This window comes from Rhodobium gokarnense (assembly GCF_025961475.1).
Classification (GTDB): domain Bacteria; phylum Pseudomonadota; class Alphaproteobacteria; order Rhizobiales; family Rhodobiaceae; genus Rhodobium; species Rhodobium gokarnense.
This window is the reverse complement of the sequence record NZ_JAOQNS010000011.1, coordinates 197,284-213,898: the sequence shown is the minus strand read 5'-3', so window position 1 is coordinate 213,898 and position 16,615 is coordinate 197,284. Positions and strand designations below refer to the sequence as shown.

Here is a 16,615-nt window from a genome sequence, read left to right as displayed (position 1 = left end):
CAAATCGACATGCTTAGCGAAAAGCATGCTCACTAGAGGTGGGCAAGGTCGGAAGAGACGTCAAGCTCATTGATTTTCAAACTGAGACACTACCCCGTCCGGGGTCGTGTCTCAGTTTGAATCCTTATGTCGGATGCGCGGGGCCGTGGCCGGGATCAACCGGCGCAGGGTGGGTCGAAACCTCCTCGTCTCCCTCGCCGCCCATGGCGGCACGGCGGATCACGTTTCTTTGAGCTATTCGAAAACCCAAGGTTCGGGCCATTTCGGGTTTCGGTTGCCGCGGACGTTAACCGTTTTTTCGGCCACGACTCGCTAGAAACTTTCAGTCAAACGTGCCGAGGACAACCGTAAATGCACCCTCTCGCCAATTTCTCGGAAGTATTGAGGCGTTTTTTACGACATCGGTCTTCCGTCGATTTTCGCGCATTGGTCGAGTCGAGCATGGATATTGTTGTCCAGGTTGGCAGCGACCACAGATTGATTTACGTCTCGCCCTCGGTTACTGCGGTCCTCGGATGGACGCCGGAAGAGATGCGGGAACACCCGGAACGCCTCGCCGTGAAAGACGAAATGTTCTGGCTGGTGGACCGCGGCGAACGGATCCTGAGGGGAGAGATTTCCAGCTCCCGCAAGACGTTCCGGACCGTTGCCAAGGACGGAACCCTGAAATGGCTGGACGGCTGCGCCCACGTCATCAAGGACGCCGGCGCCGGCAAGGAACTCAACATCGTCCTGACGCTGCGCGACGTGACCTGCGAGAAGCTTGAAGAGCAGGAGGTGCGCCAGCTCGCCGCGACCGACGTCCTGACGGGCCTCGCCAACCGGCGCTCCTTCGACGAGGCGCTGGAAGGGTCCTGGCGGAATGCGCTGCGCTCGGGCAGCCAGCTGTCGCTGCTGCTGCTCGACCTCGACCGGTTCAAGGGCCTCAACGATCGCTACGGCCACCAGGTCGGCGACGACTGCCTGCGGACCGTTTCGGCGACGCTGGTCAAGGCCGGGGCGCGGCGGCGGCGCGATCTTGCGGCGCGCTATGGCGGCGAGGAACTTGCCGTGATCCTGCCGGACACGGGCTCCGCCGACGCCATCGCGGTCGCCGAGCATGTGCGCAAGGCGATCGAGGATCTGGGCCTGCCGAACGAGGACAATACGTCCGGCAAAGGCTTGGTTACCGCCAGCATCGGGGTGGCCACGGTGCTCGCCCGCAGCGGCGGCACGATGTGCACGCCGGAAGGCCTCCTGATGGCCGCCGACAATGCGCTCTACAAGGCCAAGAGCGAGGGCCGGAACCGGGTCGTCAGCACCATGCTGCTGGCGCCGACACGGGCGGCAACGGGATAGGCCCCGCCGGCCACACTGCCCAGGACTAGATCTCGACCACCCTTCCCTCCTGGAGCGTGATGCGCCGGTCCATGCGGCCGGCGAGCTCCAGGTTATGGGTGGCGATCAACGCGGCAAGGCCGGTGGCACGGACAAGGGCGGCCAGCGCGTCGAAGACATGGGCCGAGGTGCGCGGGTCGAGGTTGCCGGTCGGCTCATCGGCCAGCACCAGCCGCGGCGCATTGACGACCGCGCGGGCGATCGCCACCCGCTGGCGCTCGCCGCCGGAAAGCTCGGCCGGACGATGGTCGCCGCGATCCTTCAGCCGCATATAGGCGAGAAGCTGTTCGGCCCGGGTCGCCGCTTCGGCGCGCGACAGGCCGCAGATCATCTGCGGCAGGACGAGATTCTCGACCGCCGTGAACTCCGGCAGCAGATGGTGAAACTGGTAGACGAAGCCGATGTCGAGGCGGCGGATGCGGGTGCGGTCGGCATCGCGCAAGGAGCCGCAGGCGGTGCCGTTGATATAGACCTCGCCCTCGTCGGGCCGCTCCAGAAGACCGGCGATGTGCAGAAGCGTCGACTTGCCGGCGCCGGACGGGGCGACCAGCGCGACCAGTTCGCCGGCGGCGATCTCAAGGTCGGCCCCGGTGAGGACGTCGAGCCGCCCCTCGCCTTCGCGATAGGTGCGCTGAACGCCGGAAAGCTGCAAGGTCGGCGGCCGGTCGGCAAAGGGGGCTGTGTCGGTCATCGCCTACTCGTAGCGAAGCGCTTCGACGGGATCGAGGCGGGCGGCGCGCCAGGCCGGATAGAGGGTTGCCAGGAAGCAGAGCACCAGCGCCATGACGACGACCGTGACCGTCTCGCCATTGTCCATGTCGGCCGGCATCTCGGCGAGGAAATAGAGCTCCGGCGAGAACAGCTCCGTGCTGGTCAGCCAGGCGGTGAACTGGCGGATCGATTCGATGTTGGCGCAGACGACGACGCCGAGCAGGAAGCCGGCGAGCGTGCCGAGCGTGCCGATGGCCGCGCCTGTGATGAAGAAGACGCGCATGATGGCGCCTCTGGTGGCGCCCATCGTGCGCAGGATGGCGATGTCGCTGCCCTTGTCCTTCACCAGCATGATGAGGCCGGAGATGATGTTGAGCGCGGCAACGAGCACGATCAGCGTCAGGATCAGGAACATCACGTTGCGCTCCACCTCAAGGGCGGAAAAGAAGGTGGTGTTGCGCTGGCGCCAGTCGACGATGAAGGTCGGCCGGCCGGCCGCCTTTTCCACGGTCGGGCGCATCTCGCCGACGGCGTCCGGGTCGTCGACGAAGATGTCGATCGCGGTCGCCCGGCCCTCCTGGTTGAAGTAGAGCTGGGCCTGGGCGAACGGCATGAAGACGAGGGTGTTGTCGTATTCCGACATGCCGACCTCGAAGACGGCGGCGACGGGATAGGCCTTGACCCGCGGCGTGACGCCGAGCGGTGTGGCGTTGCCGCGCGGGGTGACGATGGTCACCTGGTCGCCGACGGCAACGCCCATGGAGCGGGCGAGCCGGGCGCCGACGGCAATGCCCTTGCCAGTGTCGAAATTCTCCAGCGAGCCGGCGATCACCGTGCCGCCGACGAGCGGCAGCCGTTCCAGATCGACCTGGCGCACGCCGCGGACCAGCGCGCCGAAGGCGCCGGCGGGGCCGGAGACGAGCGCCTGGCCCTCCACATAGGGCATGGAAAAGACCACCCCGTCGACCATGTCGAGCCGGGCGGTGACGTCGGCATAGTCGGTCAGTTCACCGTCGATCGGCTGGACGAGGAAATGGCCGTTGACGCCGAGGATCTTGTCGAGGAGTTCGGTGCGGAACCCGTTCATCACCGCCATGACGATGATCAGGGTGGCGACGCCCAGCATGATGCCAAAGAAGGAAAAGCCGGCGATGACGGAGATGAACGCCTCGCGGCGGCGGGCGCGCAGATAGCGCCAGGCCAGCATCCACTCAAAGGCCGCAAAGGGGCGCGTGGCGCCCGGCGGCGCGGCAGCGGCTTCAGTGGCGGCGGTGGCGCCGGTTTCCGTCACGATGCGCCCCTTGCCTCCGCTTCAAGGCGGTTCATAGCGGCCTCCGGCGTCAGCGAGACGCGCTCGCCGGTCGCCCGGTTCTTCAGCTCCACCTCGCCGGACGCCAGTCCCTTCGGCCCGACGACGACCTGCCAGGGAACGCCGATGAGATCCATGGTGGCGAACTTGGCGCCGGCGCGCTGGTCGGTGTCGTCATAGAGCGCATCGAATCCGGCATTGCGCATCTCGCCATAGAGGCGCTCGCACATGGCATCGGTGGCGTCGTCGCCCTGCTTCAGGTTGACGACGGCGGCATCGAACGGGGCGACGGACGCCGGCCAGATGATGCCGTTGTCGTCGTGGCTCGCCTCAATGATGGCGCCGACGAGGCGCGATACGCCGATGCCGTAGGAGCCCATATGAACGGGGACGTTCTGGCCGTCGGCCGTCGTCACCTTGGCGTTCATGGGATCGGAATATTTGGTGCCGAAATAGAAGATGTGGCCGACCTCGATGCCGCGGGCGGCGATGCGCCGGTCCTCGGGCACGGCGGCAAAGGCCGCCTCGTCGTGCTTTTCGTCGGTGGCGGCGTAGAGCGAGGTCCAGGCATCGACGATCGGTGACAGGTCGCTGTCGAAGTCGACGTCCTCGCCCGGCACCGGCATGTCGAGAAGGTCCTTGTGGCAGAAGACGCCGCTCTCGCCGGTCGAGGCAAGGACAATGAACTCGTGGCTCATGTCGCCGCCGATCGGGCCGGAATCCGCCTTCATCGGGATCGCCTGCATGCCGAGGCGGGCGAAGGTCCTGAGATACGCCACGAACATGCGGTGGTAGGCGCGCCGGGCGCTCTCCATGTCGAGGTCGAAGGAATAGGCGTCCTTCATGAAGAATTCGCGGCCGCGCATGACGCCGAAGCGCGGGCGCACCTCGTCGCGGAACTTCCACTGGATGTGGTAGAGGTTGAGCGGCAGGTCGCGGAACGAGCGCACATAGGAGCGGAAGATCTCGGTGATCATCTCCTCGTTCGTCGGGCCGTAGAGCATGGAGCGATCGTGCCGGTCGCGGATGCGCAGCATCTCCTTGCCGTAATCGTCGTAGCGGCCGCTTTCGATCCACAGATCCGCCGGCTGCACGGTCGGCATCAGCATTTCCAGCGCGCCGGCGCGGTTCTGCTCCTCGCGCACGATGCCCTCGATCTTCCTGAGCACCTTCAGGCCGAGCGGCAGCCAGGAATAGATGCCCGCGGCTTGCTGACGCATCATGCCCGCGCGCAGCATCAAACGGTGCGAAACGATCTCCGCCTCTTTCGGGGTCTCTTTCAAAATCGGCAGGAAATACCGGGACAATCGCATGGGAGGAGCTCGCTTATTCGGGAATCGGGCGTTTGGAAAACGCGTGGGAAGTCAAACCGGATGCGGGTGGAAATTACAAGCCCTTGCACAGAGGCGCGCCGTCGCGCCGGATCCTGAAGCTGCGGAAATTAACCTTTTCCCGAGACGGCCGGCACCTCTCCCAGAAAATATGATCAAATTTGCGGCGACAGGTGCACAAAATGATGACAAACCGATTTCGATGGGTTACTCTTATAGGATAAATACAAGGGATCGCCGCTCTAAGTGGATGATCCTAACGAGGCATCGCGGTCTGAGTCTTGGGAGGAAGGACTCCCTGGCGCACCTCAGGGTCGCAGCCGCTCAAACGCAGGAGATCCCTGATTTCCTGTAAAAGAGCTACGGGAGTTTAGACGCGTAACTCTGGTAAGCAAGGCTCACAAGGCCTTGCTTATTTTTTTGCTGCCGATGCCTCTCGCAAGCGCGCCGTCCCTGCCACCAAAAAAGTCATTTATCTTTCAACACCGTAGTTATTCCCGCGACGTAGCCACGGCACGTGCGGGCGGGACGAGGTGTGCGTCCGGGCACCCTGCCCGGCCTGGCAGATGCGCATTTGCGGAACGCATCCGCCGTCGGCGGGTTTGAAATCGGGATCAGACGGGTCGCATCGTGCGGACGCAGCGAAGCCCCGTACCGGAGCCTGGCATACCCCTTCTGAGTCCTATCGCGGACCAGGCATCGGGATGTCGTCGATTCGGTAGCCGGCTGCCCAAAGGGCGTAAAGGCCGGCGAAAATCACTCCGGCAACGACCGTCGTGGCTAGAAACTTGCGGATCAGCATCGGGCGGGCCGGCGCGCTCGGCGCCGTGCCGGGCGCGATGTCGTCCTCCTCCGCCTGGGTGCGTACGCCCCAGGGCAGGACGGCGAACAGCACCACCCACCAGATGATGAAATAGATCGCGAGCGCGCTCCAGATCGACATCGCCGATCAGGCTTCTTCCAGCTCGACAAGGGTGCCGCAGAAGTCCTTGGGGTGGAGGAACAGCACCCGCTTGCCGTGGGCGCCGATCTTCGGATCGCCGTTGCCGAGGACGCGCGCGCCTTCGGCCTTCAAATGGTCGCGGGCGGCGATGATGTCGTCGACCTCGTAGCACAGGTGATGGATGCCGCCGGTCGGGTTGCGGTCGAGGAAGTTCTGGATCGGCGAGCCCTCGCCGAGGGGCTCCAGCAGCTCGATCTTGGTGTTCGGAAGCTCCACGAAGACCGTGGTGACGCCGTGGTCCGGCTGCGGCACCTTGTCCGACACCGTACCGCCGAGCGTATCGCGATAGACCGCGGTCGCCGCATCGATGTCGGAAACGGCGATCGCCACATGGTTCAGACGTCCGATCATGTCCTTCAACTCCTCATCGTTTCCACCGTTTCCATCGTTCTAGTGCATCCGCCCCGCTCCGCAAATGCTCCGATCGGTGGAGTCTATCCGTGCGTTCAGACGCCACGCAGGCTTTTCGGCGCACTGGCGCCGGCGCATTCAACGCGGATATTTCCGCGTTGAACACCCAAACTCCGCAAGTCGGGCAAGACCCGACTTGAGGCGGGCTTGCGACGCCTGACGGCGTCGCATCCGGTCCGACTACTTGTGCCTCAAACGACGCTGGCCATGACGACGACGTGGGTTTTCTTGCCCCAGCGCTCCAGCACGGCGGCGCGGGCGGCCCGGCGGGCGGCCTCGCCGACGAGGTCGGGATCGCGCCGGCGCGAGCGCGGGATGCTGTGGATGGCGTTCTCCACGGCATCGACGACGATGGCATCGAACGGCTCGCCGACGTCGTCGGTGTCCGGCAGGCCAATGACGGCGACCTCGGGATCGGCGATGATATTGCCCTTGGTATCGAGCAGCAGCGAGACGAAGACGGCACCGGCAAAGGAGAGCTTGCGCCGCTCGCGCACGCCGCTTTCGTCCGGGTCGACGATCAGGTTGCCGTCCCGGTAGAGGACGCCGGCCGGCGCCTCGTCGACGATCTCCGCCGGCCCCGGCGCGAGGCGGACCATCTTGCCGTTTTCCGCAAGCATCACCTCGCCGACGCCGAGGGAGCGGGCGAGCTCCGCATGGCGTGTCAGGTGCAGCGCCTCGCCATGGACCGGCACGGCGACCTCGGGCTTCAGGAGCCCGTAGAGTTCGCGGAGCTCATCGCGGCACGGATGGCCGGAGGTGTGGATCGGCGCCTCGCGGTCGGTGACGATGGTCACGCCCTTGTCGCAGAGCTGGTTGATGACCGTGTTCACGGCGCGCTCGTTGCCGGGAATGGTGCGCGAGGAAAAGATCACCGTGTCGCCCTTCGTGAGGTCGATATTCCGGTGGTCGCCGCCGGCGATGCGGGCGAGCGCGGCGCGGTTCTCGCCCTGCGAGCCGGTGCAAAGCAGCACGACGTTCTGGCGCGGCAGGTCCTTATAGGCCTCCTCCTCCAGGAACGTCAGGTCACCGAGATAGCCGCATTCCTTGGCCACATCGATCATCCGCCAGAGCGAGCGGCCGACGACGACGACGCTGCGGCCGGCCGCGCGGGCCGCCTCGCCGACGGCGCGGATGCGGGCGACGTTGGAAGAGAACAGCGTCACCGCGACGCGCGCGGGAGCGGCGGCAACGACGTCCTTCAGGGCCTTTGCCACCTCCGCCTCGCTGCGGCTGCGCCCTTCCCGCAGCGCATTGGTGGAATCGCAGATGAGGGCGCGGACCCCTTCCCGGCCGATCTCGGCGAGCCGCGGCAGGTCGATCGCCTTGCCGACGCCGGGCTCGGCATCGATTTTCCAGTCGCCGGAATGGAGGACGGTGCCGAGCGGGGTGCGGATGGCGAGTGCATTCGGCTCGGGAATGGAATGGGAGAGCGCCACATATTCGACCTCGAAGGGGCCGACCGTGACGCGATCGCCCTGCCCCACCACCGTCACCGGAACCTTTGGCGCCCCTTGCATGCCTTCGGCCTTGGCGGCGAGCAGCCCGGCGGTGAAGCGGGTCGCGAACACCTGCTTTTCCAGCCGCGGCCAGAGTTCCAGCACGGCGCCGTAGTGGTCCTCATGGGCGTGGGTCAGGACGATGCCGGCAAGGTTCGCCCGCTCCTCCTCGATGAAGCGCGTATCGGGAAAGACGACATCGACGCCGGGCAGGCTCTCATGGGCGAAGGTGATGCCGCAGTCGACCATCATCCAGATGCGCTCGTCGGGCGGGCCATAGCCGTAGAGCGCCATGTTCATGCCGATTTCGCCGACGCCGCCGAGCGGAAGGAAGACCAGTTCGTTGTCGTCTGCCATCAGCGGTCCGTCCTCAGCGATCGTCGCCGGACGGCCAGTCGGGGAAGAAGACGTCGCCGGCGGCGATCGTCGACGACGTTCCGTCTTCCGTTTCCAGGATCAGGTGGCCGTGGGTGTCGAGGTCCCTGAACGTGCCGGTGATCATCCGATCGCCGAGGCGCACCTTCAGCGGTCCGCCGAGGCCGACGGCGCGCTCCAGCCAGTGGCGGCGGATGTCGGCAAAGCCTTCGCCGCGGGCCCATTCGGAAAGAGCATCGGCAAGGGTGACGTCGAGGGCGGCGAACAGCACTTCCGGGTCGGCAACGCCGCCGAGAGAGGCTGTCGAGGTGGTCGGATAGGCGAGCCCCTCCGGCGCGGAGACGACGTTGACGCCGATGCCGATGACGGTCGCCGTTTTGTGGTCGTCGAGGACCTCCGCTTCCAGCAGCATGCCGGAGAGCTTCTTGCCGGCGACGATGGCATCGTTCGGCCATTTGAGGCCGACGGGTTCGGACAGCGGTCCGGCGGCCTCGATGGCGCGGGCAAGCGCGACGGCGGCGACGAGGCCGAGCTGCGGCAGCGCGTGGGGCGGCGCCGGATCGATGAGGAGCAGCGAAGCGTAGAGGTTGCCGGGTTCGGACACCCAGTGGCGGCCCTGGCGGCCGCGGCCGACTTCCTGGCGGTCGGCGGTGACCCAGAGCGGCGCGCGCCAGCCCTTGCGGGCCTCGGCGAGCGCTGCCGCGTTGGTCGAGTCGACCAGCGCGCGATGGTCGCGCCGGATCCCCGAGCTGGTCTCCTTATGCTGCGGCATCGGGCGTCAGAACAGCGCCCGCGCTGCGGTTTCCGCGACGCCGACCATGGGCCCGGCGAAGAGGAAGAAGAAGATGACGAAGACGCCACTCGCCCCCAGCACCACCTTCAGCTCGCCATACATCGGCTCGAACGCCTCGGACGGCTCGTCGAAATACATGATCTTGACGATGCGCAGGTAGTAATAGGCGCCGACGACGCTGGCCAGCACGCCGATGACGGCGAGCGCGTAGAGGTTGGCCTCGATGGCGGCGAGGAAGACGTAGAACTTGGCGAAGAAGCCTGCAAGCGGCGGAATGCCGGCGAGCGAGAACAGGATCATGGCGAACAGGAACGCCATCATCGGCCTTGTGCGGCCGAGGCCGGCCAGCTCGTTGATGTCCTCCACCATGCCCTCGCGCCGGCGCATGGCGAGAATGCAGGCGAAGGCGCCCAGCGTCATCGCCAGGTAGATCGAGACATAGATGATGACGCCCTGGACGCCGGCCTTGGAGCCGGCGGCGAGGCCAACCAGCGCATAGCCCATGTGGCCGATGGAGGAATAGGCCATCAGCCGCTTGATGTTGGTCTGGCCGATGGCGGCAAAGGCGCCGAGCACCATCGACAGGATCGCGATGAAGGAGACGATCTGCTGCCAGTCGGCCGCGACCGGCTCGAACGCGGTGAAGACGACGCGGACAAACAGCGCCATGGCGGCGATCTTCGGGGCCGCGGCAAAGAAGGCGGTAACCGGCGTCGGCGCGCCCTCATAGACGTCCGGCGTCCACATGTGGAACGGCACGGCCGAGACCTTGAAGGCAAAACCGGCGAGCATGAAGACCAGACCGAAGACGAGGCCGAGCGAGCGGCCCTCGCCGGCGATCGCCTGGGCGATGCCTTCAAACGAGGTATGCCCGGTGAAGCCGTAGACCAGCGACGCGCCGTAGAGCAGCATGCCGGACGACAGGGCGCCGAGGACGAAATATTTCAGGCCCGCTTCCGTCGCCTTGGCGGAATCCCGGTTGATCGCAGCAACGACATAGAGCGCCAGGCTCTGCAGTTCCAGGCCGAGATAGACCGAGATCAGGTCGGTCGCGGAGATCATCAGCATCATGCCGAGGGTCGCGAGCACGATGAGGATCGGGTACTCGAAGCGCTCGAAGCGTTCGGCCCTGGCGTAGCCCACCGACATGACGATGGCGAAGGTGGAGCCGATCAGCGCCAGGAGCTTCATATAGCGGCCGAAGGCGTCGAGCACGAAGGCGCCGTGGAAGCTGGCGCCGTCCGGCGTGACGGTGACCAGCACGATGCCGGCGACGATGAGGAGCGCGGCGCTGATGCCGGTGACGATGGAGGTGGCGCGCTCGCCGGCGACGGCGCCGATGAGGACGAGGACCAGCGCGCCGATCGCCAGAAGCAGCTCCGGGAGAACCGGCGCCAGATCGGGGAGCATGTAAAGTTCGGTCTGCATGGGCGTCTCTCGTGCCGGGCCTAAATCAGTTGCCGACGATCAGGGCGGTTTGCTGGGCGGCGGCCGTCGCCGCCTCCACCTTGGTGATGAGCTGGTCGACCGAGGCCGCCGTCACGTCGAGGATCGGCATCGGGTAGAAGCCGAACAGGATGGTGAGGACGATCAGCGGGATGAGGATCGCCTTTTCCCGCGTGCTGAGGTCGAGGATCGACTTCAGGCTCTCCTTGTCGAGGGTGCCGAAGACGACCCGGCGATAGAGCCAGAGCGCGTAGCAGGCCGACAGGATGACGCCGAAGGTGGCGAGGAACGCGACCCAGGTGTTGACCTTGAAGGCCGCGACCAGCGTCAGGAACTCGCCGACGAAGCCGCTGGTGCCGGGCAGCCCGACATTGGCCAGCGTGAACACCATGAAGGCGACGGCATACCAGGGCATGCGGTTGACGAGCCCGCCATAGGCGGCGATCTCGCGGGTGTGCATGCGGTCGTAGATGACGCCGACGCACAGGAACAGGGCGCCGGAGACGATGCCGTGGGAGAGCATCTGGAAGATGCCGCCCTGCACGCCCTGGGTCGTCATGGTGAAGATGCCCATGGTGACGAAGCCCATATGGGCGACGGACGAATAGGCGATCAGCTTCTTGATGTCCTCCTGCATCAGCGCCACCAGCGAGGTGTAGATGATGGCGACGACGGAGAGCGCGAAGACGAAGGGCGCGAACATCTCCGAGGCGAGCGGGAACATCGGCAGCGAGAACCGGATGAAGCCGTAGCCGCCCATCTTCAGGAGGATGGCGGCAAGGATCACCGAGCCGGCCGTCGGCGCCTCCACGTGGGCGTCCGGCAGCCAGGTGTGGACCGGCCACATCGGCATTTTCACTGCGAAGGAGGCGAAGAATGCAAGCCATAGCCAGGTCTGCATGCCGGCCGGGAAATTGTGGTCGAGCAGGACCGTGATGTCCGTGGTGCCGGCCTGCCAGTACATGGCCATGATGGCGAGCAGCATCAGCACCGAGCCGAGCAGCGTGTAGAGGAAGAACTTGAAGCTGGCGTAGATGCGCCGCTTGCCGCCCCACACGCCGATGATCAGGAACATCGGGATCAGGCCGCCTTCGAAGAAGACGTAGAAGATGACGAGGTCGAGCGCCGTGAAGACGCCGATCATCAGCGTCTCCAGCACCAGGAAGGCGATCATGTATTCCTTGACCCGGTCCTCCACCGACTTCCAGCTCGCCAGGATGCAGAACGGCATCAGGAAGGTGGTGAGGATGACGAACAGCATGGAAATGCCGTCGACGCCGACGTGATAGGACATCGCGCCGCCGAGCCAGTCGCGCTTCTCGACCATCTGGAAGCCGGGATCGGAGGGATCGAACGAGGCCCAGATCAGCAGCGAGACGAGGAACGTCATCGACGTGGCGAACAGCGCCGCGCGGCGGATGTTCTGCCGGGCGACCGCGTCGTCGTCCTGGACCGTCAGGATCGCCAGAACGCCGATCAGCGGCAGGAAGGTGACAATTGTGAGCAGTGGCCAGTCGCCCATTAGTGTGCCCCTCCGCCGGTGAACATTGCCCAGGTGATCAGCGCGGCGACGCCGATCAGGATCGCGAATGCATAGTGATAGAGATAGCCGGTCTGCAGTCGGACCACCCAGCCGGTGGCCTGCAGCACCCGGGCCGAGACGCCGTCCGGCCCGTAGCCGTCGATGACCCTGCCGTCACCCTGCTTCCACAGGAACCGGCCGAGCCATTTGGCCGAGCGCACGAACAGGACGTCGTAGAGCTCGTCGAAGTACCACTTGTTGAGCAGGAACTGGTAGAGGCCGTCGTGCTGCTTTGCCAGCTTCTTCGGCGTCTCCGGCGACATGATGTAGAAGTAGAAGGCGACGACGAAGCCGGCGACCATCATCACGAAGGGCGCGAGCTTCACCCAGAGCGGGACGTTGTGCATCTCGTGAAGGACGTGGTTTTCCTCCGAGACGAACAGCGCCGTCTTCCAGAATTCGCCGTAGCCCTCGCCGATAAAGCTGCCGGAAAACAGGATGCCGGCGGCGAGTGCGCCGAGCGCCAGCACCATCAGCGGCACGGTCATCACCCGCGGCGACTCGTGGACGTGGCCCATTACCTCAGCGGAAGCACGAGGCTTGCCGAAGAAGGTCATGAAGATCAGCCGCCAGGAATAGAACGAGGTGAAGAGCGCGGCGATCACCACCAGCCAGAAGGCGTATTCGGCGGCCGCGCCATGGCCGACGAAGGCGGATTCGATGATCGCGTCCTTGGAGAAGAAGCCGGCGGTCAGCGGGAAGCCGGTGAGCGCCAGGGTGCCGATGATCATCATCCAGAAGGTGACCGGGATGTGGTTCCTGAGGCCGCCCATCTTGCGCATGTCCTGCTCGTCGGAAACGGCATGGATAACCGAGCCGGCGGACAGGAACAGCAGCGCCTTGAAGAAGGCGTGGGTGAAGAGGTGGAAGATGCCCGCCCCGTAGGCGCCGACGCCCAGCGCGACGAACATGTAGCCGAGCTGCGAGCAGGTCGAATAGGCGATCACGCGCTTGATGTCGTTCTGGACGAGGCCGACGGTGGCGGCAAAGAACGCTGTGGTCGCGCCGATGATGACGACGACGGCGAGCGCGGTGTGCGAGACTTCGAACAGCGGCGACAGCCGCGCCACCATGAAGACGCCAGCGGTGACCATGGTCGCGGCGTGGATCAGGGCCGAGACCGGGGTCGGGCCCTCCATAGCGTCGGGCAGCCAGGTGTGCAGCAGGAACTGGGCCGACTTGCCCATGGCGCCCATGAACAGGAGCAGGCAGATGACGGTGAGCGCGTTCACGTCCCAGGACAGGAACAGGAAGGTCGTCTCGGACAGGTCACCGGCGGCGGCAAAGACCGCATCGAGGCCGATCGAGCCGGTCAGCGCGAACAGCGCGAAGATGCCGAGCGAGAAGCCGAAGTCGCCGACGCGGTTGACGATGAAGGCCTTCATGGCCGCGGCGTTGGCCGAGGGCTTCTGGTACCAGAAGCCGATCAGGAGGTAGGAGGCGAGGCCGACGCCCTCCCAGCCGAAGAACATCTGCAACAGATTGTCGGAGGTCACCAGCATCAGCATGGCGAAGGTGAACAGCGACAGATAGGCGAAGAACCGTGCCCGCGACGGGTCGTGGTGCATGTAGCCGATGGAATAGATGTGAACCAGCGCCGAGACGGTGGTGACGACGACCAGCATGACGACGGTCAGCGTGTCGATCCTGAGCGACCAGTCGATGGTGAGCGCGCCCGACGTGATCCAGGTCGCGATCGGCACCTGCTCGACCGGCCCGTCGCCGTAGCCGACGGCAAAGAAGGCGATCCACGACAACAGGCAGGAGACGACGAGAAGGCCGCTGGTGATATATTCCGACGCCTTGTCTCCGATGATGCGGCCGAACAGGCCGGCGATCAGGAAGCCAAGCAGCGGCAGGAAGACGATGGCTGAATACATCTCCGCCTAGCCCTTCATCATGTTGATGTCTTCAACCGCGATGGAGCCGCGGTTGCGGTAGAAAACCACAAGGATGGCAAGTCCGATCGCCGCTTCGGCGGCCGCGACCGTGAGGATCAGGAGCACGAAGATCTGGCCGACCAGGTCGCCGAGGAAGGCGGAAAAGGCGACGAAGTTGATGTTGACGGCGAGGAGCACCAGCTCGACCGACATCAGAATGACGATGACGTTCTTGCGGTTCAGGAAGATGCCGAAAACACCGATCGTGAAAAGGATCGCCGCGACCGACAGGTAGTGGGACAGCCCGATTTCCATTGTTGTCTTGCCTCAAACGTTCCTTTTTGCGCCCTAGATGCCCTTGCCGGACTCGACCTTGTGCAGCTTGACGGTCTTGGGATCGCGATAGACCTGGTCGGCGACATTCTGGCGCCGGACGCCCTCCTTGTGGCGCAGGGTCAGCACGATGGCGCCGACCATGGCGACCAAGAGGATCAGGCCCGCGGTCTGGAAGAAATAGATGTAGCGGGTGTAAAGGAGCCGGCCGATCGCCTCGATGTTGGAGACCTCGCCCGCCGGCGGGATCGGCACCTGGGCGGTCGCCGTCAGCTCTGGCGACATGGTCGACCAGGTCAGCACCGCGATCAGCTCGACCAGCAGGATCAGCCCGATCAGCCCGCCGACCGGCAGGTACTGCAGGAAGCCCTGGCGCAGCTCGACGAAGTCGACGTCGAGCATCATGACGACGAACAGGAACAGCACCGCCACCGCGCCGACATAGACGACGATCAGGATCATCGCCAGGAACTCGGCGCCGAGCATGATGAACAGGCCCGCCGCGCTGAAGAAGGTCAGGATCAGGAACAGCACCGAGTGGACGGGATTACGGGACGAAATCACCATCACGGCGGCGGCCACGCTGATCGCGGCGAACAGGTAGAAGAAGATCGCCTGCAGGAGCATTCCGATTAGATCCCCGTTGGTCCGGTGAGGAACGCCGCAGATGGGCGGCGCCCGCCGGTGTTATCAAATTGAGCGCCTTATCTGTAGGGCGCGTCGTCCCTCAGACTGCGTGAGATTTCGCGTTCCCAGCGGTCGCCATTGTCGAGCAGCTTCTGCTTGTCGTAGAGCAGCTCCTCGCGCGTCTCGGTGGCAAATTCGAAGTTCGGTCCCTCGACGATGGCATCCACCGGGCAGGCTTCCTGGCAGAAGCCGCAATAGATGCATTTCACCATGTCGATGTCGTAGCGGGTGGTGCGGCGCGATCCGTCGTTGCCGCGCGGCCCGGCCTCGATGGTGATGGCCTGGGCCGGGCAGACGGCCTCGCACAGCTTGCAGGCGATGCAGCGTTCCTCGCCGTTCGGGTAACGCCTCAGCGCATGCTCGCCGCGGAAGCGCGGCGACAGCGGCCCCTTCTCGAAGGGGTAGTTCAGCGTTGCCTTCGGCTTGAAGAAATAGCGCATCGCCAGGAAGAACGCCGAAACGAACTCCAGCAGCAGCAGCGATTTGGCGGCACGATCAAGCCTCATCGCACAATCCTTTCCTGGCGGTGATCCATACCACTCAACATAACGGTCAGCCGCCGATGGCAACCCCCGTCCAGTACCCGACGAGGGGAATTCCGATGAAACAGAGGACGAAAATGGCGGCAAGGATGCCGTTCAGCCGCTTTTCGGCCCGTCCCGCCTCGTCCTTCGGCATCGCCATCGATTTCTGCACGTGGCGCGCCCTGAGGATGCCGGAGAGCATCCGCCAGTCGAGCCAGCCCACTCCGAGCCCCACCAGGGCGCCGACCAGTCCGGCAAGTGAAAACGGCATTGGTCACGCTCCTCACGATGCCCACCCGGTCAGTTGCAGCACCAGGGCGACGACGAAGACGGCGGCCAGCGACAGCGGCAGGAACACCTTCCAGCCGAGGCGCATGAGCTGGTCGTAGCGGTAGCGCGGGACCATCGCCTTGACCATGGCGAACATGAAGAAGACGGCGCAGGCCTTGATCGTGAACCAGATGACGCCCGGGACCCAGGTGAAGGGCGGGATGTCGATGGGCGAGGCCCAGCCGCCGAGGAACATGATCGTCATCAGCGAGCACATCAGCGAGATGGAGACGTACTCGCCGAGCATGAACATCATGTAGAGGATCGAGCCGTACTCGACCATGAAGCCGGCGACGAGTTCCGATTCCGCTTCGGCCAGGTCGAAGGGCGGCCGGTTCGTCTCCGCGAGCGCGGAGATGAAGAAGATGACGAACATCGGCAGCAGCGGCAGCCAGTACCAGTTGAGGAACGACAGCCACGGCAGGCCGATCATGTTGGCAAGGCCCGATTCCTGCGACTTGACGATCTCGGTGAGGTTCAGCGAGCCGGCGCACAGGAGCACCGTGATGATGACGAAGCCGATGGAGACCTCGTAGGAGACCATCTGGGCGGCGGAGCGCAGCGCCGACAGGAACGGATATTTCGAGTTCGACGCCCAGCCGCCCATGATGATGCCGTAGACGCCGAGCGAGGAGAAGGCGAGGATGTAGAGGATGCCGACATTGATGTCGGCGATGACCCAGTTCTCCGCCACCGGGATCACCGCCCAGGCACCCAGCGCCAGCGTCACGGAGATCAGCGGCGCCAGAATGAAGATCGTCTTGTTGGACGCCGCCGGGATGACCGGCTCCTTGAAGACGAATTTCAGCATGTCGGCGAAGGACTGGAACAGGCCCCAGGGCCCGACGACGTTGGGACCGCGGCGAAGCTGCACGGCCGCCCAGATCTTGCGGTCGGCGTAGAGGATGTAAGCGATGGCGACCAGGAGCACGACGATCAGGATCAGCCCCTGCCAGACGACGCCGATGAAGAACGGCGAGATGCCCACGCCGAGGAGGTAATATAGTCCGTCCCAAAACGTCAT

At 64.9% G+C, this 16,615-nt stretch carries 16 protein-coding genes; 1 reads left to right on the top strand and 15 read right to left on the bottom strand.

Annotated features, from left to right (window positions below; genetic code table 11):
* The first annotated feature begins 351 nt into the window (after positions 1 to 351).
* The gene (locus M2319_RS18250) at positions 352 to 1,338 is read left to right on the top strand and encodes a sensor domain-containing diguanylate cyclase (RefSeq protein WP_264602893.1); all 987 of its coding nucleotides are present in this window, start codon (positions 352 to 354) and stop codon (positions 1,336 to 1,338) included.
* Between the two features lie 25 nt (positions 1,339 to 1,363).
* Here the strand turns inward: M2319_RS18250 and M2319_RS18245 are convergent, their stop codons facing one another.
* From M2319_RS18245 to nuoH, 15 genes are all read right to left on the bottom strand, one after another.
* Positions 1,364 to 2,068: an ABC transporter ATP-binding protein gene (locus M2319_RS18245; protein WP_264602892.1), complete on the bottom strand. Its 705-nt coding sequence runs from the start codon at positions 2,066 to 2,068 to the stop codon at positions 1,364 to 1,366.
* 3 nt (positions 2,069 to 2,071) lie between these two features.
* The gene (locus tag M2319_RS18240; protein WP_264602901.1) at positions 2,072 to 3,295 is read right to left on the bottom strand and encodes a lipoprotein-releasing ABC transporter permease subunit; all 1,224 of its coding nucleotides are present in this window, start codon (positions 3,293 to 3,295) and stop codon (positions 2,072 to 2,074) included.
* Positions 3,296 to 3,375: 80 nt separating this feature from the next.
* Positions 3,376 to 4,710, bottom strand: a complete 1,335-nt coding sequence (gene proS / locus M2319_RS18235; RefSeq protein WP_264602891.1) for a proline--tRNA ligase — start codon at positions 4,708 to 4,710, stop codon at positions 3,376 to 3,378.
* 700 nt (positions 4,711 to 5,410) lie between these two features.
* Positions 5,411 to 5,671 (bottom strand): DUF1467 family protein, encoded by a 261-nt coding sequence (locus M2319_RS18230; protein ID WP_264602890.1) that lies wholly within the window; start codon positions 5,669 to 5,671, stop codon positions 5,411 to 5,413.
* 6 nt (positions 5,672 to 5,677) lie between these two features.
* A complete protein-coding gene (mce, locus tag M2319_RS18225) occupies positions 5,678 to 6,082 on the bottom strand; it encodes a methylmalonyl-CoA epimerase (RefSeq protein ID WP_111433448.1) in 405 nt (134 codons plus the stop codon).
* A gap of 251 nt (positions 6,083 to 6,333) precedes the next feature.
* On the bottom strand, positions 6,334 to 7,998 hold the full coding sequence (locus M2319_RS18220; RefSeq protein ID WP_264602889.1) for a ribonuclease J: 1,665 nt from the start codon (positions 7,996 to 7,998) through the stop codon (positions 6,334 to 6,336).
* A 13-nt stretch (positions 7,999 to 8,011) separates the two neighbouring features.
* Entirely contained in the window at positions 8,012 to 8,788 is a 777-nt protein-coding gene (locus M2319_RS18215) for a biotin--[acetyl-CoA-carboxylase] ligase (RefSeq protein ID WP_264602888.1), read from the bottom strand.
* Positions 8,789 to 8,794: 6 nt separating this feature from the next.
* The gene (gene nuoN / locus M2319_RS18210) at positions 8,795 to 10,237 is read right to left on the bottom strand and encodes an NADH-quinone oxidoreductase subunit NuoN (RefSeq protein ID WP_264602887.1); all 1,443 of its coding nucleotides are present in this window, start codon (positions 10,235 to 10,237) and stop codon (positions 8,795 to 8,797) included.
* A gap of 25 nt (positions 10,238 to 10,262) precedes the next feature.
* Complete coding sequence (locus M2319_RS18205; RefSeq protein WP_264602886.1) at positions 10,263 to 11,777, bottom strand: NADH-quinone oxidoreductase subunit M; 1,515 nt, start codon at positions 11,775 to 11,777, stop codon at positions 10,263 to 10,265.
* The gene (gene nuoL, locus M2319_RS18200; RefSeq protein ID WP_264602885.1) at positions 11,777 to 13,717 is read right to left on the bottom strand and encodes an NADH-quinone oxidoreductase subunit L; all 1,941 of its coding nucleotides are present in this window, start codon (positions 13,715 to 13,717) and stop codon (positions 11,777 to 11,779) included. The genes M2319_RS18205 and nuoL overlap by 1 nt, the downstream gene beginning before the upstream one ends.
* Positions 13,718 to 13,723: 6 nt before the next feature.
* Positions 13,724 to 14,032: an NADH-quinone oxidoreductase subunit NuoK gene (gene nuoK, locus M2319_RS18195; RefSeq protein WP_264602884.1), complete on the bottom strand. Its 309-nt coding sequence runs from the start codon at positions 14,030 to 14,032 to the stop codon at positions 13,724 to 13,726.
* A 33-nt stretch (positions 14,033 to 14,065) separates the two neighbouring features.
* Positions 14,066 to 14,677 carry an NADH-quinone oxidoreductase subunit J gene (locus M2319_RS18190; RefSeq protein ID WP_264602883.1) on the bottom strand — a complete coding sequence of 204 codons (612 nt, stop codon included), beginning with the start codon at positions 14,675 to 14,677 and terminating at the stop codon, positions 14,066 to 14,068.
* Positions 14,678 to 14,754: 77 nt separating this feature from the next.
* Positions 14,755 to 15,243: an NADH-quinone oxidoreductase subunit NuoI gene (gene nuoI, locus M2319_RS18185; RefSeq protein ID WP_111433422.1), complete on the bottom strand. Its 489-nt coding sequence runs from the start codon at positions 15,241 to 15,243 to the stop codon at positions 14,755 to 14,757.
* A 46-nt stretch (positions 15,244 to 15,289) separates the two neighbouring features.
* Positions 15,290 to 15,532 (bottom strand): hypothetical protein, encoded by a 243-nt coding sequence (locus M2319_RS18180; RefSeq protein WP_264602882.1) that lies wholly within the window; start codon positions 15,530 to 15,532, stop codon positions 15,290 to 15,292.
* A gap of 12 nt (positions 15,533 to 15,544) precedes the next feature.
* Positions 15,545 to 16,615: an NADH-quinone oxidoreductase subunit NuoH gene (gene nuoH / locus M2319_RS18175; protein ID WP_264602881.1), complete on the bottom strand. Its 1,071-nt coding sequence runs from the start codon at positions 16,613 to 16,615 to the stop codon at positions 15,545 to 15,547.